The sequence below is a fragment of the Virgibacillus kimchii genome (genome assembly GCF_055379185.1).
The window spans coordinates 1685266-1709396 of record NZ_AP043951.1; the positions used below are offsets into that span (position 1 = coordinate 1685266).

A 24131-nucleotide genomic window follows, 5' to 3' on the forward strand; every position below is an offset into this window, starting at 1 on the left:
CGTTTTCCGGAAATTAAAGCTCGTCCTTGATGCATCACCCTGTTTTTTCTGTATAAGGAATCTTAGATAGCGTGTAACACAGGGTTGGACTGCGAGCATGAAACCAGTCCATCATGAATCCTGTTCATTCGCATCCCCCCTTTAATTGGTGGGAGAAACAGTGGTTCCTGTTTCCCCTTACAGATCTTCCCGATATAGTGGCATACTCATGCAGCGCGGTCCGCCTCTTCCCCGGACGAGTTCCGAACCCCGGATTTCAATAACTTCAATTCCATGCTCCCTTAATAATTGATTGGTTACATAGTTTCTTGCGTAGGTGACTACGACACCTGGAGCAATGGCCAGTGTATTAGAACCGTCATTCCATTGTTCCCTGGCTGCTGCAATCGGGTCTCCTCCTCCACACGGGATCAATGTCACGTCATCCAAATGAAGCACAGCTTTTAATGTTTCTATTAAATTTTTCCTTGGGGTAATTTTTACCGTGTTTTCTGTTTCACCTTTTTCCAAAATATAAATATTCATGTCCCCAGTAGGCCCCTGAATAGCAGGATGGATCGTAAATTTATCATAGTCGACCATCGTAAAGACAGTATCCAAATGCATGAATGCTCTTGTTTTTGGAATTTCCACCGCAACGACTTTTTTGATCTTGTCCTGACGGTTGAATATATTTAACGCTAAACGTTCAATTGCCTTGGCAGCTGTTCTGGAACTGATGCCAATCGCAACCGTATCCTCTGAAAGCATAAGTTCATCTCCGCCTTCGACTGGATACTCAAAGTAACGGTCCAGCCAAACAGGTATATCATGTCCGGCAAAACGTGGGTGATATTTTAAAATATAGCTGATGAACAGAGACTCTCGTTTTCTCACTTCTTCACGCATCGTATTAATGGTCAGGCCTTCCCCGATTACTGCCGCTGGGTCCCTTGTAAAATAGAGGTTTGGCAGCGGATCCAGATAAAATGGATAATGATCATCCAGCAGTTCATAAAGATGGGTCTTTTTCTCCTTCTGAATCTCAGATTTTCGCACGCCGGCAATGATCTTATCAATCATATCCTTCGTACTGTGGGATAACAGAAATTCAGACACCGTATCGTATGAGCCATTCACCATCACTTTTGATTCAAATAAAATATCTGCCACAAATTGCTCCTTAATATCTTCTGTGTGAAGCGCTTCAGAAAGCAACGTAGTTAAATATAAAACTTCAATGCCCCGGTTTCTTAACGCATTTGCAAAATAATCATGCTCTTGCTGAATCACCTTCAAGTCCGGGATATCATCAAATAATAGCCTCGGTAAATATTCCGGGGTAAGGTTTTCCAATTCTTTTCCAGGCCTGTGTAGTAATACCGACTTTAATTTACCAATCTCCGAATTGACACGAAATGGATATTTCATCGTAAAGACCTCCTGTTTTTTTATTAAAAACAAACTTTCTTATAAAATGTTTAGAGAAAATAACCTTATCTCTCTATCTTCTATTCTACTTTGGAAAAGAAACTTTTGATGTGGGGGTTTATACAATAACTTTGTTAATGTTTTCACATAAATAATGTATGCAAATTCACCTTTTATTTGCAGTAAATCAGACAAGGCAGTTGTATAGATTTTGGCATTCATAATGTGGAGGATTTGGCATAATAAGTTTTAATGTGAATGTTTTCACATGATAGGGTGGTAAATAACCGAATTAACATTGTAATTCGGTATTATTGCGATAACAAAGGAGAAGGATCAGCATTATGCTGATGAAACATGCAGTTGCTTCTTTTATACGCATTTTCCGATGAAGTAGTCTGCGTCATGCACTATGATTTTCTTTCCGTTCAATGATATAACTTGATCTTCTTTTAACGTCTTATATACGTGTGATACGGTTTCCCGGGAGGTGCCTGCAATTTGAGCCATTTCCACCATGGTTACTGGAATGTCAATATGATAATCTTTCTCAATTTTGGTGGAGAAATTCTGAAACAAATAGCTGATGGATTGTTCCACCCGATCTGTTGCAAGCGGTGTGGATACAGTCTGAAGGCGGTCCTGATGTCTTTTCGTTAAAAGATCCAGCCGCTTAATGATATGCAGTAACATTTCATTTTTTTGCGGAATGATCGATTCAAACTTTTTCGTAGGGACGTAGTATACATGGATGTCAGTAACTGCGTAAGCTGAATATCGATAAAAATCCTCATTAAATAATCCTACATACGGAAAAAAATCATTCGGATTAATATAATTAATATACAGCATGTTAGCATCCCGATTTGTTTTTTCCAATTTCACATAACCGTCTGCGAGGAGAAAGATTCTTTCCCGTGGATCTCCTTCTGTAAAAAGCAGCTGATTCTTCTTGTAAGTTCGTTCAAACAGCGATGTTTTTAATTCGGCAATTTCTTCCTCACTAAAATGAGATAAAAATTCAAAGTTGGCTAAATTCACTGCTGGTGATGTTCGCATTCAATCCCCACCTTAATTCCTTTTCCTACTTTAATCATAACATAAAAATAAGGGATTAGATGTGATGCAGATCAATTTTTGGAAAATAGTCATACAATCAAGTGAATTCTAGTGTACCATTGCTTTTTTTGTTATAAATTCTGTAACATTTTTTATGTCTTCGTCTTTAATATGAAATTGCTGTTCCATCGCTTCTAGATATTCTCCTGCTTTTTTGATGTTTTTAATTCCGTTTTTCATATAGGATTTATACCTTGCTGTGACCTCTTCAATTTCTTTCTCATACTTTTCATCGGTGCCCGGGGTTACAGCTATTTCATATAAATCAATTATCTCATCCTGATCACGTTCAGGGGAAAATTCATGCGGATCGGTACTGTCAAATATACAGAAATCCAATTCTCTTACCAGAATCATATCTATACTTCCAGGATCAAAGCTGCAATGATACTGCTCTATGTCATACCCATGCTGCATGCATGCTTCCGCAATTTTTTTCATGAACGTGGATTTACCTGTACCTGCCCGGCCCTTAATATAGTAAGCCTTTGACACCTGATTAATTATATGGGGAACCTCGTTCACTACGCCATCAGCCGTGTTCGTACCAAATAAGCGATAAAAAGCATTTCCTTTATTAGTTGTTTTCGGTACGTTTTCCAGCAGTTTTTCAATGAAGTTATCAGCCAGCTCATCCGCTTTTTGAAAATCCATTTCATTGATATAGATTGCTTCCAGGTCATCGTGTATTTTTAAGCCGGTTTGGAAATCGTCGTAGGCTAAGTTTGTGTATTCCTGAATTTTTTCTTTTTGTTCATCAAGATCGTTGGGGAGTTGTTCGGATATGAATAAATTAAGGTCAATTTCAATTGCCCCCGGTAGATTCGGTGTTGCAATGTCATCAATGATCATGGCCGTCTTTTTGTCGCGGATGATAACACCGTCAAGGTATTCTTTTTGTTTTGGGCTTAATAGTATCTCCAGCTCATTGTCTTTGTATCTTTCCATGACTTTATTGATAACAGCAGTTTTTAACGTATGCGATGGATGCTTCAGGATAATGACATATTTAAAGTCTTTTACATTGGAAGGCAGCAAGTTAATAAAACCTTCCGCTGTGTTTGCAGAAACATAATACTTTTTAATTGCGGACACATCCTTTTTTCTTTTTGTGTAGTTTATGTATATTTGGGTGTGTGGGTGAATGATACACGCTTTGTTAATCAGTTTTTATCCCGCTGTGTTAAGATAAACTCTCTTATAAGCAAAACATCATATAGGCAGGCTCAAACTACTATTGCACGTGAAATATAGACCTAGAACCTGCCTTCACAATGTGTTTCTTTCATAGTTCTTTCCATTACTCAAAAGTTAAACAATATCTATTGTAAAAGCATATTTCTCATAAATGGACTCCATTTTTTCTTCTTCATCTTCCAATATAAGATAGTAATCTTTACGCTTATCATATGCAATCGATTTAAACACGAATTTTTCACGCATGGTTCTTTCTGTTGCCTGGGAAGAGACACTTTCCGCAATCATTCTAACTTCATTGGAAACACGTTCTCCATCTTCATCCACAAAATAAACAGTTAAATTTCTTGGCCGTTTTTTGTCTTCCACGCGGGCTGTCTGGAAAACTCCAAATAAGTAATCGTATTTGTTATTTTTCTTGTTGGCGTTGTTAACTTCACATCCACTTTTACCGCAGCATTAACCAATGATTTACTTCGGTCATTTTTAAATGTAATAACAGGGACAACAATTTCCTGTAACATCGCACCACCATGAACAAAATTCGCACCTGCACCTTGGATGGCAAACCGATTAATCCCTTTTGGTACAGTAACGTACAAGTCCTTCTCCTGTTCTAAAATATAATCCATGGAATAGTCCAGGGTTCCTTCTATTTCTCTGGACTTTTCCGATACGGAAAATCTCCGCTTCGTAACGATCGCATCTTCTTCTTTATCCGGCAGTTTTTGGCTCTCTGCCAACGGCTTTCTCTGATATAAAAATCCATGATCCGCTGTAATTAAAATGTTGGAAGCACTCGTGTCCACTACCAGCCGGTTTACCAGCAGCCGAATGTCATTTATCGCATCTTCGGCAGCTTCATGTTGTCGTTGCCATCATTGGTACTATGATCCCCTCGACTCCCTTTCAGTCCATCAACCATTTCACCTTGTGGCTTATAGGTTGAATCGGTTTTACTCCGCGTGTAGAGTTACCGAGGAGGGTATCCCCAGTTCCATTAATTACTTTCCCCTAACATACCGATCCCCTTACCCCGAGGGATTCCTTGGTGCTGTCTTTCAAGTTCTTCACACCTTCCGTGGTCTTCCCCCATATTACCCAGGGTCGACTTCCCTTTGTGGTCTCTTTTGACAAGGCGGCAAGATTCACTTGATGTTACGATCTGTTGCTTCGCTGCACTCTATTAGAGAGTTACTTTGTCACAGGGCTTCAACCTTAGGATTTCTCCATCAGTTGCCTGTAGCTGCCAAGCGTCTTGACACTTACTTGAGTTGGACTTTCACCAACTAGCAATTAACGGCTTGCTGGGCACGCGCAACAGATAAAAGCCATAGCTATCTTAACTATGGCTTTATCACACACAAGAATTGGGTAGGGTGACAACCCTACATCTCCAAACAAAGGGCGATGGCTGCCTGTTCCATCCTCCAAATTCTTGTGTAATTATTATATGGTTTTCTATAAATAATATAACATTTTATGGTGTGTTTATCCAGTGCCATAATTCCCCTGTAAACCTTGATGTGGTATGATTGGCATTCCCTGATTGATATAACAACCATCATGTAGAGTGCGACCGGTAATAGCAGACAAGTCCAGCAATTCATCCGCATTTCAATCCACGCACTCATGTAGAGTGCGACTATCTCCATTGTTCCATATCCGCTACCTTTAGCAATTTCAATCCACGCACTCACAAGGAGTGCGACGATATAACAGTAGTTTGATAGATATAAACATGCTTATTTCAATCCACGCACTCACAAGGAGTGCGACAGGAGCGTCATCCAGAGATCATGAAGTTGTACAGGATTTCAATCCACGCACTCACAAGGAGTGCGACACATTTGATCCGTCCGACTTAGTCTTGGACAAAGCGATTTCAATCCACGCACTCACAAGGAGTGCGACAATGAAGCATGAGTAATTCCGTTAACTCCACGTATAATTTCAATCCACGCACTCACAAGGAGTGCGACCGTAGATGAAATAAATGTGGTTGGTTACACGAGAATTTCAATCCACGCACTCACAAGGAGTGCGACAGGGAAGGGAGATAATAAAAATGAAATTTATCAATTTCAATCCACGCACTCACAAGGAGTGCGACTCAGCGTTCAATCCTTGAGCGGTCAACGCTTGGCCATTTCAATCCACGCACTCACAAGGAGTGCGACTGGATGTCCACTTTTTTGATGAGCTTATCAATTTTATTTCAATCCACGCACTCACAAGGAGTGCGACTAGCCCCTCTGGCAGTCGCGTCACAAACCGCCAGAATTTCAATCCACGCACTCACAAGGAGTGCGACGGTGCTTCGCATATACCTTGTGTCGATAGTGGCGGATTTCAATCCACGCACTCACAAGGAGTGCGACCAGTTCCTTTACTTCCACCTCGCCCACATCTGCCAAATTTCAATCCACGCACTCACAAGGAGTGCGACTATAATTATAACTTGGGAGCTAGTGGAAATGGATGATTTCAATCCACGCACTCACAAGGAGTGCGACTTGAGACAATACAACTGCACTGGGATTATGCTGATATTTCAATCCACGCACTCACAAGGAGTGCGACTTGAGACAATACAACTGCACTGGGATTATGCTGATATTTCAATCCACGCACTCACAAGGAGTGCGACCTGGAGCGGTAAAAACTGCCCGCGTTTGCTCTTATTTCAATCCACGCACTCACAAGGAGTGCGACGTTGCCGATTCGCTGAGTAATTTAAACAGGCAGATTATTTCAATCCACGCACTCACAAGGAGTGCGACATGACATTTTACCGTTTCATTATCGTACATTACTACATTTCAATCCACGCACTCACAAGGAGTGCGACGCTAGGCTCCATGATGACAGGTTTAGGCGGGATCTTATTTCAATCCACGCACTCACAAGGAGTGCGACCCTTTTACATTTTCGGCCAAGTCCTGTATGGCCGATTTCAATCCACGCACTCACAAGGAGTGCGACCTCGGTGCAGGTGATTTACCTGTTATGCCATCTTTATTTCAATCCACGCACTCACAAGGAGTGCGACCGTTATTCCAAATTGCAATAGAGATGGAATTACCGATTTCAATCCACGCACTCACAAGGAGTGCGACGATATGGATGCTGTTTAAATACAGAGTTAGATTTAATTTCAATCCACGCACTCACAAGGAGTGCGACGCTAAATTATGAAAACGAAATACCAGGCACAGCAGATTTCAATCCACGCACTCACAAGGAGTGCGACCCGGAGTACAGACAAAGAAAAATCTAGGTAATTATATTTCAATCCACGCACTCACAAGGAGTGCGACAGCAAAAAACGCTGTATAAAGGCACGTCGCGAATATTTCAATCCACGCACTCACAAGGAGTGCGACTTATTCTGAGTTGTCCAAAGGAGCGATACCATGAATTTCAATCCACGCACTCACAAGGAGTGCGACGTACGGGGTGGTACGACAAGAAAACCCAATGGATATTTCAATCCACGCACTCACAAGGAGTGCGACCGTCATTTGTCGGTAATAACCTTAGCGCACTTGTTATTTCAATCCACGCACTCACAAGGAGTGCGACCAGGAAAACCTTTCTATGGTACTGGAATTTTGGCAGATTTCAATCCACGCACTCACAAGGAGTGCGACGATGAACCGGCGACACTTTTTGCATTATGTCCTATAGATTTCAATCCACGCACTCACAAGGAGTGCGACGAGGCGAGGACTGGCGAGATGCTAACCTAATCCGTATTTCAATCCACGCACTCACAAGGAGTGCGACACTAACGCTTTTTAAAGATGCCCTGAATCGCTATATTTCAATCCACGCACTCACAAGGAGTGCGACTCTCCTGTATCGTGTTACGTACATTTTTCGCAAATATTTCAATCCACGCACTCACAAGGAGTGCGACATTGTAACCATTATTTAGCCTCCTTTCCTTGTTTATTTCAATCCACGCACTCACAAGGAGTGCGACCTTTCCAGTGCGAACATGTTTTGTCCACTTTATTATTTCAATCCACGCACTCACAAGGAGTGCGACTTTTTTCCTTTATTGTATTTGATTGGTTATTCTAGATTTCAATCCACGCACTCACAAGGAGTGCGACTTCTTCCCCATAACATATTTCATTTGATTTTCTGTATTTCAATCCACGCACTCACAAGGAGTGCGACTCCCTCTTTCCAATGCCCGGTATATCTGCAAGTGGAATTTCAATCCACGCACTCACAAGGAGTGCGACTCATATTTTGCATATGCTTCGGCTATTTTGGCGCATTTCAATCCACGCACTCACAAGGAGTGCGACTTTAGCAGCATCAATTACATCTCCATATGCTTTTTCAATTTCAATCCACGCACTCACAAGGAGTGCGACCCAGGTTCTCCATTCGGTAAACCAGTTTCTTGTATTTCAATCCACGCACTCACAAGGAGTGCGACATGAGTAACATTTCAAAAGTAGTTATGACAAGAATTTCAATCCACGCACTCACAAGGAGTGCGACTGGACACAACGGGTATGACTAACATTATACGTGGATTTCAATCCACGCACTCACAAGGAGTGCGACCAACGTCAAGGCTCGGGATTTTTGGGATGTTAGGATTTCAATCCACGCACTCACAAGGAGTGCGACGTGATGAGGTGCTTTCTGTCAAAAACTTGTCTGGAATTTCAATCCACGCACTCACAAGGAGTGCGACGGGTGCTAGTTTAATTAGTTTTTTGTTCGTATCCCTATTTCAATCCACGCACTCACAAGGAGTGCGACTTGAAGAATATACAGAAGCCCTACCAATTTTTAGCATTTCAATCCACGCACTCACAAGGAGTGCGACCACTCCAGTGTTCAAATAACTCCATGGGTTTTCTATTTCAATCCACGCACTCACAAGGAGTGCGACTGTCCTTCCACCGGAACGTGTAGGGTGTGAATCGGTTACACTTAGTTAGACAAAAACTTTAAGGTCATATAAACTGAATTCAATAATTAGTCGGAGGAGAATCAGTTTATGACCAAAAGACCAAGAAGGACATTTTCAAAGGAGTTTAAAGAACAAATCGTTCAGTTACATGCTTCAGGTAAACCAAGAGCCGAGATTATCAGAGAATACGAGCTGACGCCATCTGCCTTTGATAAATGGGTTCTCCAACATAACACAACTGGATCTTTTGAAGAAAAAGACAATCGTACTCCTGAACAAGAAGAATTAATCAAGTTACGTAAAGAGAACCAAAGGCTTGCCATGGAAAATGATATTTTAAAGCAAGCCGCGCTGATCATGGGACGAAAGTAGATGTGATTCGTAATAATCGACACAAATACTCGGTATCAGCAATGTGCGAAGTCCTGCAAATTCCTAGAAGCACGTACTATTATGAAGCGAAAGAACGTGACACAAAAGAAGAAGAAGAACTAACAAAATTAATTGTAGAAATCTTCCATAAAAACAGACGAGTCTATGGCCAACGGAAAATCAAAGAGAAACTACAAAAGAAAGGCTGGCAAGTCTCTCGCCGTCGGATCGGCAGAATTATGAAAGCTAAAGGACTTGTTTCTAAGTATACAGTTGCCCAATTCAAGCCCCAAAAATCAACCGTAAATGAATCTGACGTGGGAAATGTATTAAACCGTGAGTTTGATCAAAAGCAAGCTCTGAAAGTAGTTGTAAGTGATTTGACATACGTTCGCGTGCAACAAAAATGGCATTATATTTGTGTACTCGTTGATTTACATAACCGTGAAATCATTGGTCACAGTGCTGGTCCAAATAAAGATGCAAGGTTAGTTCAACGTGCTTTTTCGACAGTGCCTTACAACTTAACCAACCTTGAACTGTTTCATACGGATCGAGGCAGTGAGTTTAAGAATCAATTAATTGATGAGGCATTAGCTACATTTAATATCGACAGATCATTAAGCAGTAAAGGTACACCATATGACAACGCAGTAGCAGAGGCAACCTTTAAATCTATTAAAACAGAGTTCGTCAATGGAGCGGTTTTCTCAAGTCAAGAAGAGTTAGATCTTGAATTGTTTGATTACGTCAATTGGTTTAATAACATTCGCATGCACGAGTCACTAGACTATTTAACGCCAAGAGAGTACAAGCTACAGCATCCGTTAGAACAGACTGCTATCTAACACCAATGCGTCCACTTTACTTGGAGAGGCGGGCGTGATAGCCTTTTTGGCTAGCCAGCCGGGTTTTAAATTGGCTGGCTTCCTGGCAAGAAAATCATGCCCGCAGAGGCTCCAAGTCAAGTGAGAAACTGATACAACTATTTTCATTAAAGAGCATTTTATTTAACACCATAAAAAGTTTATATTCCTTAATAAATTTGTTTAGTTTAGTGTTGACATTCCAGTGTGTTTTAATTTCAATCCACGCACTCACAAGGAGTGCGACAACTAGATAAGCAGTACCTTCTTCCACTTTGCGGATTTCAATCCACGCACTCACAAGGAGTGCGACGTCATTTTGCTGTGGGCATAGACGGGAAAACGTCAGATTTCAATCCACGCACTCACAAGGAGTGCGACGCTAATAATGTGAGTAGTGTTGTTTCGCAGGAAACAATTTCAATCCACGCACTCACAAGGAGTGCGACCTTTCAAGCCCTCAAAATCGCCCGTAATGAGACTGATTTCAATCCACGCACTCACAAGGAGTGCGACACTTTTCCATACACTCACTTTGGAGTTAGTAGAGATTTCAATCCACGCACTCACAAGGAGTGCGACTTTGTCACACGTAATGGACACACTCAGCGAGCTTAAATTTCAATCCACGCACTCACAAGGAGTGCGACACAAGCCACAAAAGCTCTGCAAGACGCGCAAACAATTTCAATCCACGCACTCACAAGGAGTGCGACGGTGGCATTTTTGAAAAATATCATCAGAGTTAAAAAATTTCAATCCACGCACTCACAAGGAGTGCGACGCAGTTAAACCAGACACCGCCAGAACTTCCTAGAATTTCAATCCACGCACTCACAAGGAGTGCGACGAAATAGCGGAGATGGATAAAGAATCATCTGCAAAAATTTCAATCCACGCACTCACAAGGAGTGCGACGATAATCCTGACGGGCAACATTACCAGACAGTAAGAATTTCAATCCACGCACTCACAAGGAGTGCGACGCTATGGCGAAGGATTGGCAGAAGATGAGATCGAGATTTCAATCCACGCACTCACAAGGAGTGCGACGATAATCCTGACGGGCAACATTACCAGACAGTAAGAATTTCAATCCACGCACTCACAAGGAGTGCGACGGATGTTGATGAAGTTAAGTTAATGCACAGGTTAATTTCAATCCACGCACTCACAAGGAGTGCGACCTTCCCCTTTTTTCGCGGGTGACCAAAACTTCAAATTTCAATCCACGCACTCACAAGGAGTGCGACTTCATAAAGTTTTTCCAAGTGGTACAAGTTAATAATTTCAATCCACGCACTCACAAGGAGTGCGACGACAGATGATGATAGCGCAGTTGAATCCGTGAATATTTCAATCCACGCACTCACAAGGAGTGCGACTCGTGGAGCTTTTTCGCAACGGAAATCAACCGTGATTTCAATCCACGCACTCACAAGGAGTGCGACTCAATTTCCGGGTCTCTATATTCAATTTCCACTTGATTTCAATCCACGCACTCACAAGGAGTGCGACGTATGCTTGCTGATAGGATAGCGGGCGGTATACTTATTTCAATCCACGCACTCACAAGGAGTGCGACACCTAGAGGGGCTTATGCAACTTTGCTTGATTTAATTTCAATCCACGCACTCACAAGGAGTGCGACCGGGTTACTTTTATTAATGGGAGTAACGCTGTTAAATTTCAATCCACGCACTCACAAGGAGTGCGACTTTATACCACCCACTCCTCATCTTGCGTTGTCATATTTCAATCCACGCACTCACAAGGAGTGCGACGTTGTCCGAGCATAATCGGAAGCAATCGCATTGATATTTCAATCCACGCACTCACAAGGAGTGCGACGTTTCGGCGTATCCGCTCAACAAGTGGTCGATGTAATATTTCAATCCACGCACTCACAAGGAGTGCGACAGCAGACTATTACGACAAAGATATGAATTTAATCATTTCAATCCACGCACTCACAAGGAGTGCGACCAAGTGATTGCAACAGAACAGGGGTTGTTCGTTGGATTTCAATCCACGCACTCACAAGGAGTGCGACTTTAATTTGACGCGATTTAAAGGAACGAGAAGTATTTCAATCCACGCACTCACAAGGAGTGCGACGAAGTAGACAACCGACTTACGTCGCAGTTGGCACATTTCAATCCACGCACTCACAAGGAGTGCGACTTTAGCAGCAAAGATGAAATACTGCAATCGGTCAATATTTCAATCCACGCACTCACAAGGAGTGCGACGATTCACTCAGGGATTGGCCACGCAAAGCTTTAAAATTTCAATCCACGCACTCACAAGGAGTGCGACGGCTTGGCGTTAATAAGAAGCTTTGCCACAGCAGATTTCAATCCACGCACTCACAAGGAGTGCGACATAAGTACAACCAGTTACAGAGATCACATGAATATTTCAATCCACGCACTCACAAGGAGTGCGACCACATCCTGCACCTCAGCAGGCTCCTATACAGCAGATTTCAATCCACGCACTCACAAGGAGTGCGACACAAAGAATCTATATAAAAGGGTGATGATATGAAATTTCAATCCACGCACTCACAAGGAGTGCGACAAAATCATTTATATTCATACATTTCCGCCATCGTTATTTCAATCCACGCACTCACAAGGAGTGCGACTACAGGCACATAAAGAGAGACTAAAAAATAGATATATTTCAATCCACGCACTCACAAGGAGTGCGACCAGAATCCTTCATAAGATTGTTTGGCACTGGAAGATTTCAATCCACGCACTCACAAGGAGTGCGACTCCACTGCACCTTGAATAGATGTGGCTAAGGATTATTTCAATCCACGCACTCACAAGGAGTGCGACTTCATTGCCGGACTCATTTGCGCCATTGTTTGCGATTTCAATCCACGCACTCACAAGGAGTGCGACCCGGGAACTACTCGAGGAATCAAACCTTGTTGAATTTCAATCCACGCACTCACAAGGAGTGCGACGACAAGAAACTTTGTTGTATCGTGATTCCCGAGGGAATTTCAATCCACGCACTCACAAGGAGTGCGACTTTCTTTGTGTGCCTGTACAATTTTACGTAATGATTTCAATCCACGCACTCACAAGGAGTGCGACTCTTATTAACGCCAAGCCGCGGCCAATGAGAGTTATTTCAATCCACGCACTCACAAGGAGTGCGACGTGGAATATCTGGGTTAGCAGCTACCGGGCTTTTTATTTCAATCCACGCACTCACAAGGAGTGCGACTCGGGTTCATCACGATATGGAAAATGAAGACATGATTTCAATCCACGCACTCACAAGGAGTGCGACTGCCAATTTTGCAAAAAACAGGAACACACGTACTTAACACATCAAAAAATCGACTTAACGTTACCAGTAATTATGAATAATGGATATCAAAATACAACTATTCACCTAAATAAAAGTCTAATTTCGGTGCTAACCACTTACTAATTTCATGTTCACTTGAGGTTAGCACCATTGTCTAAAATAATAACGGGTCTTCTAGATCCAAAGATTCCTTCACTCCAAAATGTTCCACTTTAGTTTTGTGATTATTGCCCAGATTGTAAAACCTAAGGCTATCCTTTTTAGGATCAATAAGCTGCTCTAACTCAATCTTTAATATTGCATATTGAGTAGCGTCAACGATACATTCAAAAACAGAATTTTGTACGCGTTGACCATAATTTTGACATGCTTTAGCAACTTTTCTCAGCCTTTTTGTTCCTCCTTCACTCGACGTACTCACATCATATGTGATTAAAACAAGCATCTATTCACCTACTTCCATAAGAATGGTGGGTATTCATCTAAATCACCTCGTAAATACCGAGCTAAAAGTAAAGCTTGAGCATATGGTACCAGCCCCCAAGTTATTTTTTCTCCTAAAAAAGGGTGGGTGATCCTTTCTTGCTTTTTAATTTGCCAAGATTTTAGGAAAGTCTTTCTTGCTTCATCTGTCAGTAATACTGCACCGTTTTCTTTTTGCAAAAAACTGTCTTTGGTTATTTCTTTACGGTTTATTAGGGACAAAACAAATTTATCTGCAAATACTCCTCTTAGTTCTTCCATAAGATCAAGAGCTAGGGATGCACGTCCAGGCCTATCCCGGTGCATAAAACCAACATAAGCATCAAGCCCAACAGTTTCTAAAGCAGCTGCTGTGTCGTTTGCAAGGAGTGTGTAAGCAAAAGATAACATCGCATTTACATTATCCTTTGGTGGTCTCCTTGAGCGTAAATGGAAATAAAAATCCTTTTTTTGTTGCAAAATCATAGAATTAAAGACTTTATTATAACTAATTGCAGCCTGTCCTTCCCAACCACGCAAACTATCAAGTTCTTCACATATTTTTACTTCTTGGAGAATTGAAGTAAGATGTTTTGATAAATCCTTAAATTGTTCTACATCAATACGTAATGGATAATTTCTTGTCATTCTTTCCAAAATCCATTTGTTATTATAAACTTTTCCTATTATAAAATTCCGAGCGATTTTTGCTGATTCAACTTCATCATCTGATAAACGATATTGTTTCTTTCTCAGTGTGACATTCCCTCGGCTTTCTCCAATAACACGAGCTAAAAACCTTCCATTCTTTGATAAAAATGAAATTGAAATATTGCGGTCAGCACAATATCCCATTAATGCCGGGCTGGCACCTGTATAACCAAAGCTAACAATACTCTCCAAGTTATGTAAAGGAAGTCTTCCGAGTTGACTCTTTTCTTTTTTCAACACTATATTATCCCCATCTAAAGATAAATAGACATCTGGTTGGGTAACAAATAATGTATTTAACATTTTTTTCACTCGTTCAACTTCCTTTCAATATAACTTTTTACTGTACGCTTGTTCATAAGTTTTGGTAAACATATATCCTGTAATGAGCAGCTTTTACAGTGTGGACCTGCTTTCACTTTAGGTGTATAGCGATTTTCATAAAAGTGATGCATTTCCTTTGCCATGTCTATTACCTTATTTCTTAAGTCTGTAGTGATCGGAACTTCAATACGATGTTTAATTTCATTATAAAACAGATACCCTTGGTCAACCTCACATAGTAGCATTTCTTCCAAACACATTGCTTGGGCTACTAGCTGAATGACATCTTCATCACCCTTCTTGGGCCTGCCCCGTTTATATTCAACAGGATAGGCTAAAAAGGAACCTTCCACGCCTGCTAATTCTATACCATCGGGACTTCTAATAAATTCAACTACATCACAAATTCCACTCAATTTTAATTGATGTGATTGTATGGGCATCGCTCGCACGATCAGCCTTTCACCACGTTTTTCACGGGTGAACGGCTGATCAGCTTTCTGATGCAAATGCTGTCCTTCAATCGTTTTCACATTTTCTGCCCACTGTTGCTCAACATGAATCAATGCCCACTGGCGACGGCAAAACTGAAAGTGCTGAAGACCTGATAGCATCAAATAATTATCTTCTGTACTATTGACCATGTAGTACTTCCACCGCTAATCCATCCAATTCTTGTAACTCTACGGTATAATTTTCTTCATCAAAAGCTTCAGGTGCATCGGTTTTTGCATCGATCTTTAAAGATCGATGTACTTTTGCAGATGAATATTGCCCAAGCTTTGAAGAATGTTCCCACCAGTAAACTTTATGAACCTCCATACTACCATCAGGTCTCGCAGAAGAACTATCATTCTCAAATAATGTAATTAACGCTTGCTTGATTTTTTCTGCATCGTCTTTTGTAAAACCTGTCTTTTCTGCTAATTGGGTATTAATACTTCCTTTAAATACATAAACACCGAAATCTACCCGATGTTTCATTCCCATTGTGTCAGAACTCCTAGATTCACTGGTAACGGAATTTACACTTTTAGTAATCTGTAAGCTCGTAATGTCTATTGGATCTATACTAGTTGCAGTTTGAATAGAAACAGGTCCCCGGACACCCACGGATAGGTTAGATCCCTTGAATGCAAACACCTGCCCAAAGCTACGGACATCAATCCATTTCTCGCATGCAATAGTAGCAAAATCATCCGCTGATGCTTTTTTATCCTTTAGCATTTTTGCTAAAGTTTCATCCGACTCCGCTCTTTCTTTTAAACTCTTATACTCATCTATTTTACGATCATCAGATTGGACAAAGACAGCTTCCCCCATATCCTGTAAACGGTTACGGATTTTCCGTTTAATCGCCACGTCAGAAATTTCCCCATGTCCATTATAATTTTGGCGTGGACGATTTCCGTTTAATGGATCACCGTTTGGATTAGCCTTATTAACAGTTAAAACTACTGCAAAATCAATTTTGTGATCAAGTACACTCATTTGTTTGTCTCCTCACTTTCAATATTTGATTCTTTTTTCTTATACAGTTCCCGACGTTGACTATAAAATCCTAATAAATACTTTTCTGATAAAGGCTTATTATTAAAATCCTCTATATTAAATTGATCACTAATTTCATCTATCATTTTTGATAGATAAGCTGCTTTTGTACCTAATTTAGCTTGATAGGGCTGCAAGCTTTCTTGAAGGGTTTTCCAGGTTCTGCTTGGATTTTTTGAAAATGAATTCATATAACGTATAGCATTTGTTGCCCTAGTTTCTTCCTTTCCTAGCGCTCCCCTTTCAAGCACATCTGCAACCGCTAACAAACGGCCAAACAAATAACTGCGATCAGTCGAGTCTTTATCTAATGGCACGTCCCATACCTCCTTTTTCTCAATATATGTTTTCCGTATAAGTGCGCAAGCAATGCTAAGTGTTTTCTCCCATTCCCACCGTTCCATCGACACTGGATTAGAAGCTCGATGAAATATACTTTTTATAATATCCTTGGGAATATGTCGTCCGTCTATGATGGAAGGTAGAATACGTTCCATTAATCCCTTAACAATTTTTTCGCTTGCCCTAGGTCCATATGCAGCGAAAGCTACATCTCTCGTAGCTGGAGCACCATAAAATTTAACAAATTGCTCTTCAGTCCTTCGATATCTATGCTCCCAAGCACACTGTGCATGCCAATCCTTTAAACGATCAAGATACAGTTCCTTATTCATGTTCCGATAATAGAGCACAGCCATTCTCCCAGTAGTTGCTGAATCAAGTACCAGTATATTAACTGCTGCATTCATATTTAGATCACTTCGGTAACCATCTATTGCTTTTTTCACCTCTTCTGCAAAGGGCTTGTCTGTACCTGGTTCTTCTTCTATTTCCCGTTTTACATGTTGCATTATGTCCCACGCATCGTCACTGGGGTCAATTATATCTGTTTGGTCAATGCCCCAGACTAGGAATACACGGTTATCAATCGTTTTTCCCTGCCGGTGAATTAACCATTTTAAAGCATTATGGGCTTTTTGTGATACTTCAAAACTAATTCCTGCAGCTTCTTTACTAGTTTTAAATCTTCCTCGAAATGTAAAACCTGAGGTATCGTTAGCTGAAATTAATTTTGCCTTGTCTGCGGCATGGCGTATTTTATTCGCATGTCTTTCTGTACTGGGGGTTATTTTACCAGTTACGAAATCAACATCCTCATCTTCTAATTTCTCATTATAGAAGTCAATAAAAGATTGATACATTTTTTTATCTTTCCACACATCAGCTGTAGAGGAAGGTGAATAAACATTAAATCTTATGAAAACACTCATCTGATCTGTAGCTCCACTGGAAAATATGGGAGGCTTTTCCCCCAGTGTTTCTTCATACTTCTTCTTCCATTTATTAATCAGTCGCTTATTATCATCCAAGACGAGAATATCGTCATTAACCAAATCTTCAATTAGCCTTCCTTTACTTACATACGTGTAAATATTTATTAATTTGGGTGTAGCATATGGAGATTCAGCCCATTCTTTTAAATTCTGGATGTAGGCGTCGAAAGGAAGATCATTTTGATTTTTTACCTTTCCACCAAACTTCACAAAATCTCCGGCAACATAGCTCAATTTATCATGCAGGGGGTATGGAGCAATTTTTGATCCAGCTCTACTTGCAGACTCCTCTGTTGAAGGAATGATCGTACTCTCTTTTTCCAGTACGATTGCCCTCATAAATTCTCCTTCTTCGTCAACTGTCACTTCTATATGTGCATTTTGGGTAGTGTGGGAAATTGGCAATAATGTATACTCTTGCCCATTTCGTTTTTTAAATGTTTTTCCAACTTGACTTTCATTCGCCTCATAGGTCTTATATAAATTTTGCAGCCAACTCATCTTATTCACCTCCTATAAATAACGAGAAAGTGTTTCTGCTGATTCAACATTGTCTTCGTTAAATTTTTTTGGCTCCATCTCTTTAATTACTCGTGTGATATCACATTCTTCTGGTCTAGGAAAACTTATATATCCCTTATCCATGATTGGATGCCATAACCTGACTTCCAGTTGATTTCGACCGATTTCATCCGGATAATTAAATCCGTGGACCATTGTTCCTAAATGATGTTCTGAGTTTTCATTATCATAATAACCTTCTCCGCTTCCAAATTCACACGGTTCCACATAGCCCTGACATTCTCTTGTTCCTAAAAAAATATCTCGTCTGCCACCAGCCTTCAGTGAACGTTGCATAATACTGAAATGCTTTCCTTCATTACGATCAAAAGCCATATCCGGACGGTTCATATTAAACTCAAAATGTGCTCTTACTTGATAATGGACATCTTTTAAATAGGTATAGTTGGCAAGTGTGTTGCCGCCACCATACTCAATAGGACGTATTCCTTTTGATTCCATTTGGATTGGTTTCATTACACGAAGCTCGTCGATAATAAAAAGGATGCTTGGCTTCCAGTAGATCGATTCAGTTATGCCCTTAATCGCCTGGTACGTTGGTACACTATAAGAAAGTTTTTCACCGCCAATTTTAGTGAGTGGATCTGTAAAAAGTGCATAGTCCCCAAAAACCTCGAATTGGATTTCGTTTTTCATGCTTTTCTTTCACCTCCTTTAAAAGACCTGCGGTAGTATGTCAAGAGAAAAATGTTAAATTATTTAATTGTCAAGGTTCAATTTGCTTAAAAAAGGCATCAAGAAACTAGACCAGTAAAATAATGTAAATTACTGGAAATAACACAAAGGATATTAGAAGCAATTTAGCTTCATATATTCACGCTCCTTTTCGGCGTGTAGATTTGGTGATTACGTAGTAGCGCATCCACCAAACGCACTAATTTTCTTGCGGTTAGAACGAGGGCTCTTTTGTGTTGATGTTTCGGTACTTCTCGATACTTCTTTTCATAATACACTTGGTATTCAGGAATCTCTCTTCTTACCCGGTTGGCGGCTTCAACTAAGTAATATCGGAGATACTGATTACCATTACGTGATAGCGAAGTATCATCAGCCGTAAAGCGCCCTGATTGGTGTTTACGCCAATAAAGGCCCGCATACTTTGCGATTTTTGTTTCACCTTCAAAACGGTCTATCTGCCCAATCTCAGCGATAATGCCTGCTGTAAATACTGGACCTATACCAGGTACCGTTTGAAGTGTTTGAGGTAATCCAGCCATAATTCGCTTGATCGCTTTATCAATCTCTTTTACTTGCTTTTGAAGAGTCCTTATGACCTCAATAGTAGTGCCAAGAATGATGTCTATAGAGTCCTCTACAACCTTATCTAGGCGATAGGAAGAACGAACAGCTTTATGGATTGATTTAGCTACACACTCTGGATCATCAAAGCGGTTCCTGCCTTTCTCTTGAAGAAATGCTGCTAAATCTTCTATTGGCATTTGCGCCAGTTCATCAAGGCTGTATTTCTCATAAAACAGCTCCATCATGGCATTGCCGAAGACAGAAGACTCCACTTCCTCTGTGAAGGTGTTGCATTTAAAACTTAAGTGCTGAAGAAAGTGTTGTTTTTCTTTAGTTACTTGACGGATGAGTTGGTAACGAGAGCGAGTAAGTTGTTGAAGCGCAACATACTGCTGCTCTTTAACAACAGACATTGGCAAACGCCCAAAGCGTAAATAATCGGCAATGACAAACGCATCAATTTCATCCGTTTTGTCCATATCACTGTAACTCTTTTTAAAGTTCGCAATCTGTTTGGGATTCATAACGAATACTTCTGTACCAAGTGCCTTAAGCGTTTCATCATTATGTAAAAACATGGATGGATGAAAGCTATAAACTGAAGTAGATTCAAGACCAATTTTAATCAAATGGCTTTTTTGGCTTTGTATATACTCTAAAATAGAATCACGTAAAACAGTGGCACCAGGCAAATCATTGGATACTGTGAAGGAACGAAGTTTCTCTCCTTCACCATTTAGAAAACAAACCTTAATATCAAAAGAACTAACATCTAGACCAACAAATAATTTCATGGGGGGAATTCCTCCTTTCGATTTAGAATCATTGGTACTTATTTCTTGGACGCCCTGAGATATCCCTAGTGTGAACGTCGATCAACAACCTCGTGTATAAGTACTATCCCTGATTCGAAAGCCGCCCTAGAGCTACTACCATCCAGGTTCGATAATCAGGGTGCACAGCCTGCGAGTAGGAAGGTCCGCACGTACACTGGGAAACAGTCTTTCTAATGTGGTCGAGCCACAAGGGGGAAAAGAATTGTCCCAAATGATCCTAAGACCATTATCTAGAAATATCTCAGGACATCCAAGAGATTTGACTATATTTTTATAAAAGTAAGAATCTTATAGGCTCAAAATTATGGGCCTAAATATACTATACGAGGGTAATATGTATGAATACTCTTTAGCTAATTCAATTAACTAAAGAGATATACAGCTATTTGGTTATATATCTTACAATCTCAAGTAATAACTTTAAAAACTCTTTTGCTTTTTGATTTTTTATCTCCATTTAAAATTTCTCCCTTCTTTTTATAAGCAATTTTATGCAGAAGGGGTAAATGTGTTCCTTCACTTGTAATTTTTATTGAAAAACCTTTTGGTAAATTAACGTAAATACTGTGCTATAAGTGAAGTAATTACATATATTTAATTAATCGCTTTTAGCGCGGATTGAAATAATAATAATTAGAAGTGGAGGCCTGTCTTTTAAACAGACAGGTTCTTTACATGATTAAACTTCCCATCTCACCTTCACCCAACAAATCAATACCATACTCTCCGCTATACCAATTTTCCCTTAGTTCATAAATGGTACCTTCCAAATGGGATATGATGGCATTATTCTGTTTTAATTTGGTTAATTCTTTTGAATGAACATTTACTGTATATTGTTGTGCTTTTTTTAACTGTGTGGATAAATCGTCAACTCGCTCTACACTATTTAACTGAGCAATGATCTCTTTTCCTTTTCCATATGGTACAATAATAGCTGTTGTTATCTGGTCTATAACCTGAAAGTGATTTGCTGCGGTCTTGTAGCTGCCGGTCAGATACAAAGGTAATTCTGTATTGTGTTTCTTTTTATAAGTATTTACGTAATCGTTTTCTTTTCGGGTTGCCATTAACAGTTTCGTCATCTCTTTATCTACCTGTGGAATGTAATAGTTCAAATCGGTTTCCATTTTTTGATAATAATGGCGAAAGTACTCATCCATTGCAATTTGGGATAACAAACTTCTATCATATTCTTCTCCCTTCTTTTTATACCTCACCAACACATTACCCGATATTTCTTTACCAGTCTTTATTTCTTTTAGCTTAGAAAGATTCTCATCAGCATGATCTATAACATGAACATCTTGCACATCATTTTCACCATGTCTGTTACACCGTCCCGCTGCTTGAGCAATGGAATCCAGTCCAGCAGAAGACCGTATGACACATTTAAAGCTGACATCCACCCCTGCTTCAATCAACTGGGTTGTTATACATATAAAAGGAACTTTATCATGTAATAACCTTCTAACCTCGCTTAAAATATCTTTCCGATGTGCCGCACACATGCCCGTACTCAGATGGTAAACCGGCAGTGAACTGTCCTTTAATTTTTCGTATAGTTCTTTTACTACTGATTTTGTATTTAATATTACGAGGGTACTTCCCCAAGCTTCTGCATTGGAATTAACCCATTCTGCCAACTCGTCATTATTCGTCGGTCTTTCTGTCCGATCTATAATATCAACTCTTTTAAAAGCTTTGGAAACATCGGATAAATTTTGCACAATTTCCCCATCACGTTCTTTCAGAAGAAAATGATTTACGTTTTCCAACGTTGGTTGTGTGGCAGTGCAAAGTAATATACTGCAATACGCGTCCTTTTTTAAGAAATTTAATGCCTCATTAAAAAGTGATACACACTTCGTTGGGACTTTTTGTACTTCATCAAATACGAGTACTGAATGGCTCAGATTATGTAAACGTCTTGTATTTCTATTTCCTTTAGCATAGAAAATATTTAAAAATTGAACCATTGTCGTGAAAATGATTGGACTATCCCAATTATCTCTGGCCAACTTTATTTTTTCTTTTTTTGTAATTAACCCATCGGATTGTTCATCGTTTTCCTCGTCTTCATCAATGACATTTGAATGATGCTCTAAAATGTGATCTTCATCTTCTAAAATATTACGAACTTCTTGTGCATTTTGCTCTATGATCGTTGTAAAGGGGACAACATAAATGATTCTTTGTTTATTAAATTTCTGCGCATGCTTTAAAGAATAACGGAGGCTGGCCAGCGTTTTACCACCGCCCGTTGGTATGGATAAGGTATAAATGCCAGAAGGTTTATCTGCGTATAAATCACACTGTTCTGACATCTGTTGACGCAATATATTGATTTGTTCATTTCCTTTACTATTCTTTTTAAAAGATTCAAGTTTGCTTATTAATTTTTCATAGTATAAGGCAAACAATTTATCATGTTGGAAGTCCTGTACATCTATTGTGTTTTCTTCAAACCAACGCGTATCAGTTCGGTCTGCATCGATTAAACAGCTAAAGATATACTTTGTTAGAAAGAAACTTTGTGTGGGGCTCATATCCATAAACTGTTGAAGTTCATTCACTGCATTGGAAACATATTGATTAAAGTCTTTTTCATCCATAACCTCTTGAAAAAAGCAATCAACGGCGTTTTCATATTCTTTCAATTCTTTATCTCTCACACGTCTTAGATAGTCAGATTGGATTTCAGGGGATATGTAATCATGCAGGTTGCTGTGATGAGAAATTATCGCGTTTCCAACAATTTCGGCTAAAAGTTTTTCATACGGTGTATTTTCCTTATTATGAAACCATGAAAATAGCAACTTACCTCCCGCAGTAGAGTGGTCAACATCTCCTCGTTTCATTTCAGTAGTTTCAGGATAAAAAGCTACGTCATTTATGTATTTTTGAAATGTATCTGTATATTTACCCACATCATGCAGTAATCCTGCCAAACCGGCAACATGCTTAAGACCTAACTTTGCACCGAATGTTTCAGATAATTTTTTTACACCAAGTAAGTGATAGCTGACTGTTTGGATTTCATTATCTTTCTCACGAACGTGAGCAATTTTAACCATGTCCTACCTCCTATTTTAAAATGATTTTATAACAATAATACCATTTCATGAAGTATTTTCCAATAAACAGAAAAAGTTTTCATTATTTTTTCAAACATATTTCTATATTTTAATTTTCATTAAATATTACCAATAACAGCAAATTATCTTTTTGATTAAATTAGCAAAACAAAATATTTGTTTGTTATTTTATAGATTAACACAAAGCATATACAAAATAATGCTATCCCTGTAATAATCTTTAGAAATGCATTAGTATTTCTACTACATAATAAACCGCCAAACCTTCCCGAGATTTGACGGTCTACGTTAATTATTTGCCTTTTCCAACTCCTCTTTCTCCCCCTCCGTAAACACTCGTGACCTTGTCAAAAACCGTTTTCCTTCCGGCCCTTCCAGCGAAAACATCCCTCCGCGTCCATCTACGGCATCTATAATTAACTGTGTATGTTTCCAATACTCATACTGGTCTTTCGAGATGTAGAAAGGAGTATCTCCAATATTTCCAAGCAGCAGGTCTGACTCGCCAACTCGAAACTCCCCTCTGGGATAACACATCGGTGAACTACCGTCACAACACCCTCCAGACTGGTGAAACATTAAGTTTCCGTGCATACTTTTAAGTACATTAATCAGATCCAGCGCCTCATTTGTTGCCTTTACCCGATCAGTCATCATATCCCCCCTATTTATTTCTGGTTAAACCTTAACTAATATATGCATATGCCGTGGAAAAATTGATACTTCCTTCCTGAACGATATCAGAAAACCAG

Annotated in this window: 14 protein-coding genes, 1 pseudogene and 2 CRISPR repeat arrays; of the genes and pseudogenes, 1 reads left to right on the forward strand and 14 read right to left on the reverse strand. The window is 39.8% G+C overall.

Annotation, left to right across the window (positions count from 1 at the left end; genetic code table 11):
• Positions 1-177: 177 nt before the first annotated feature.
• The 5 genes and pseudogenes from arcA to ACZ42C_RS08535 form a co-directional block, all read right to left on the reverse strand.
• Positions 178-1410: an arginine deiminase gene (gene arcA / locus ACZ42C_RS08515; RefSeq protein ID WP_461183231.1), complete on the reverse strand. Its 1233-nt coding sequence runs from the start codon at positions 1408-1410 to the stop codon at positions 178-180.
• Positions 1411-1782: 372 nt separating this feature from the next.
• Entirely contained in the window at positions 1783-2469 is a 687-nt protein-coding gene (locus ACZ42C_RS08520) for a Crp/Fnr family transcriptional regulator (RefSeq protein ID WP_461183230.1), read from the reverse strand.
• A 108-nt stretch (positions 2470-2577) separates the two neighbouring features.
• A complete protein-coding gene (locus tag ACZ42C_RS08525; RefSeq protein ID WP_461183229.1) occupies positions 2578-3624 on the reverse strand; it encodes a hypothetical protein in 1047 nt (348 codons plus the stop codon).
• Positions 3625-3840: 216 nt separating this feature from the next.
• Positions 3841-4095, reverse strand: a complete 255-nt coding sequence (locus ACZ42C_RS08530; protein ID WP_461183228.1) for a hypothetical protein — start codon at positions 4093-4095, stop codon at positions 3841-3843.
• Positions 4065-4589, reverse strand: a pseudogene (locus ACZ42C_RS08535) (PglZ domain-containing protein); the annotation flags it as partial. The gene ACZ42C_RS08530 and the pseudogene ACZ42C_RS08535, both read right to left, overlap by 31 nt.
• A gap of 751 nt (positions 4590-5340) precedes the next feature.
• Positions 5341-8647: a CRISPR direct-repeat array (repeat unit 32 nt; unit sequence ATTTCAATCCACGCACTCACAAGGAGTGCGAC).
• A gap of 108 nt (positions 8648-8755) precedes the next feature.
• On the opposite strand from ACZ42C_RS08535, the gene ACZ42C_RS08540 reads away from it, so the two are divergent.
• A protein-coding gene (locus ACZ42C_RS08540) for an IS3 family transposase (protein ID WP_461183819.1) occupies positions 8756-9888 on the forward strand; the annotation gives its coding sequence in 2 pieces (ribosomal slippage) (positions 8756-9005 and positions 9005-9888; 1134 coding nt in all).
• Between the two features lie 233 nt (positions 9889-10121).
• Positions 10122-13218: a CRISPR direct-repeat array (repeat unit 32 nt; unit sequence ATTTCAATCCACGCACTCACAAGGAGTGCGAC).
• Between the two features lie 175 nt (positions 13219-13393).
• Here ACZ42C_RS08540 and cas2 read toward each other — a convergent pair.
• The 9 genes from cas2 to ACZ42C_RS08585 all read right to left on the reverse strand — a co-directional run bounded on the left by cas2 (position 13394) and on the right by ACZ42C_RS08585 (position 24033).
• Entirely contained in the window at positions 13394-13684 is a 291-nt protein-coding gene (cas2, locus tag ACZ42C_RS08545) for a CRISPR-associated endonuclease Cas2 (RefSeq protein WP_461183719.1), read from the reverse strand.
• 8 nt (positions 13685-13692) lie between these two features.
• A complete protein-coding gene (gene cas1c / locus ACZ42C_RS08550) occupies positions 13693-14724 on the reverse strand; it encodes a type I-C CRISPR-associated endonuclease Cas1c (RefSeq protein WP_461183718.1) in 1032 nt (343 codons plus the stop codon).
• Entirely contained in the window at positions 14721-15380 is a 660-nt protein-coding gene (gene cas4 / locus ACZ42C_RS08555; protein ID WP_461183717.1) for a CRISPR-associated protein Cas4, read from the reverse strand. Before cas4 ends, cas1c begins: the two co-directional genes overlap by 4 nt.
• Positions 15370-16227, reverse strand: a complete 858-nt coding sequence (gene cas7c / locus ACZ42C_RS08560) for a type I-C CRISPR-associated protein Cas7/Csd2 (RefSeq protein WP_461183716.1) — start codon at positions 16225-16227, stop codon at positions 15370-15372. Before cas7c ends, cas4 begins: the two co-directional genes overlap by 11 nt.
• On the reverse strand, positions 16224-18122 hold the full coding sequence (gene cas8c, locus ACZ42C_RS08565; protein WP_461183715.1) for a type I-C CRISPR-associated protein Cas8c/Csd1: 1899 nt from the start codon (positions 18120-18122) through the stop codon (positions 16224-16226). Before cas8c ends, cas7c begins: the two co-directional genes overlap by 4 nt.
• Positions 18123-18134: 12 nt before the next feature.
• Positions 18135-18839, reverse strand: coding sequence for a type I-C CRISPR-associated protein Cas5c (cas5c, locus tag ACZ42C_RS08570; protein WP_461183714.1), 705 nt, complete (start codon positions 18837-18839; stop codon positions 18135-18137).
• A gap of 170 nt (positions 18840-19009) precedes the next feature.
• The gene (locus ACZ42C_RS08575) at positions 19010-20239 is read right to left on the reverse strand and encodes an IS110 family RNA-guided transposase (protein WP_461183817.1); all 1230 of its coding nucleotides are present in this window, start codon (positions 20237-20239) and stop codon (positions 19010-19012) included.
• Between the two features lie 713 nt (positions 20240-20952).
• Positions 20953-23358 (reverse strand): CRISPR-associated helicase Cas3', encoded by a 2406-nt coding sequence (cas3, locus tag ACZ42C_RS08580; RefSeq protein ID WP_461182177.1) that lies wholly within the window; start codon positions 23356-23358, stop codon positions 20953-20955.
• A 309-nt stretch (positions 23359-23667) separates the two neighbouring features.
• Complete coding sequence (locus ACZ42C_RS08585; protein ID WP_461182178.1) at positions 23668-24033, reverse strand: DUF779 domain-containing protein; 366 nt, start codon at positions 24031-24033, stop codon at positions 23668-23670.
• Positions 24034-24131: the final 98 nt, after the last annotated feature.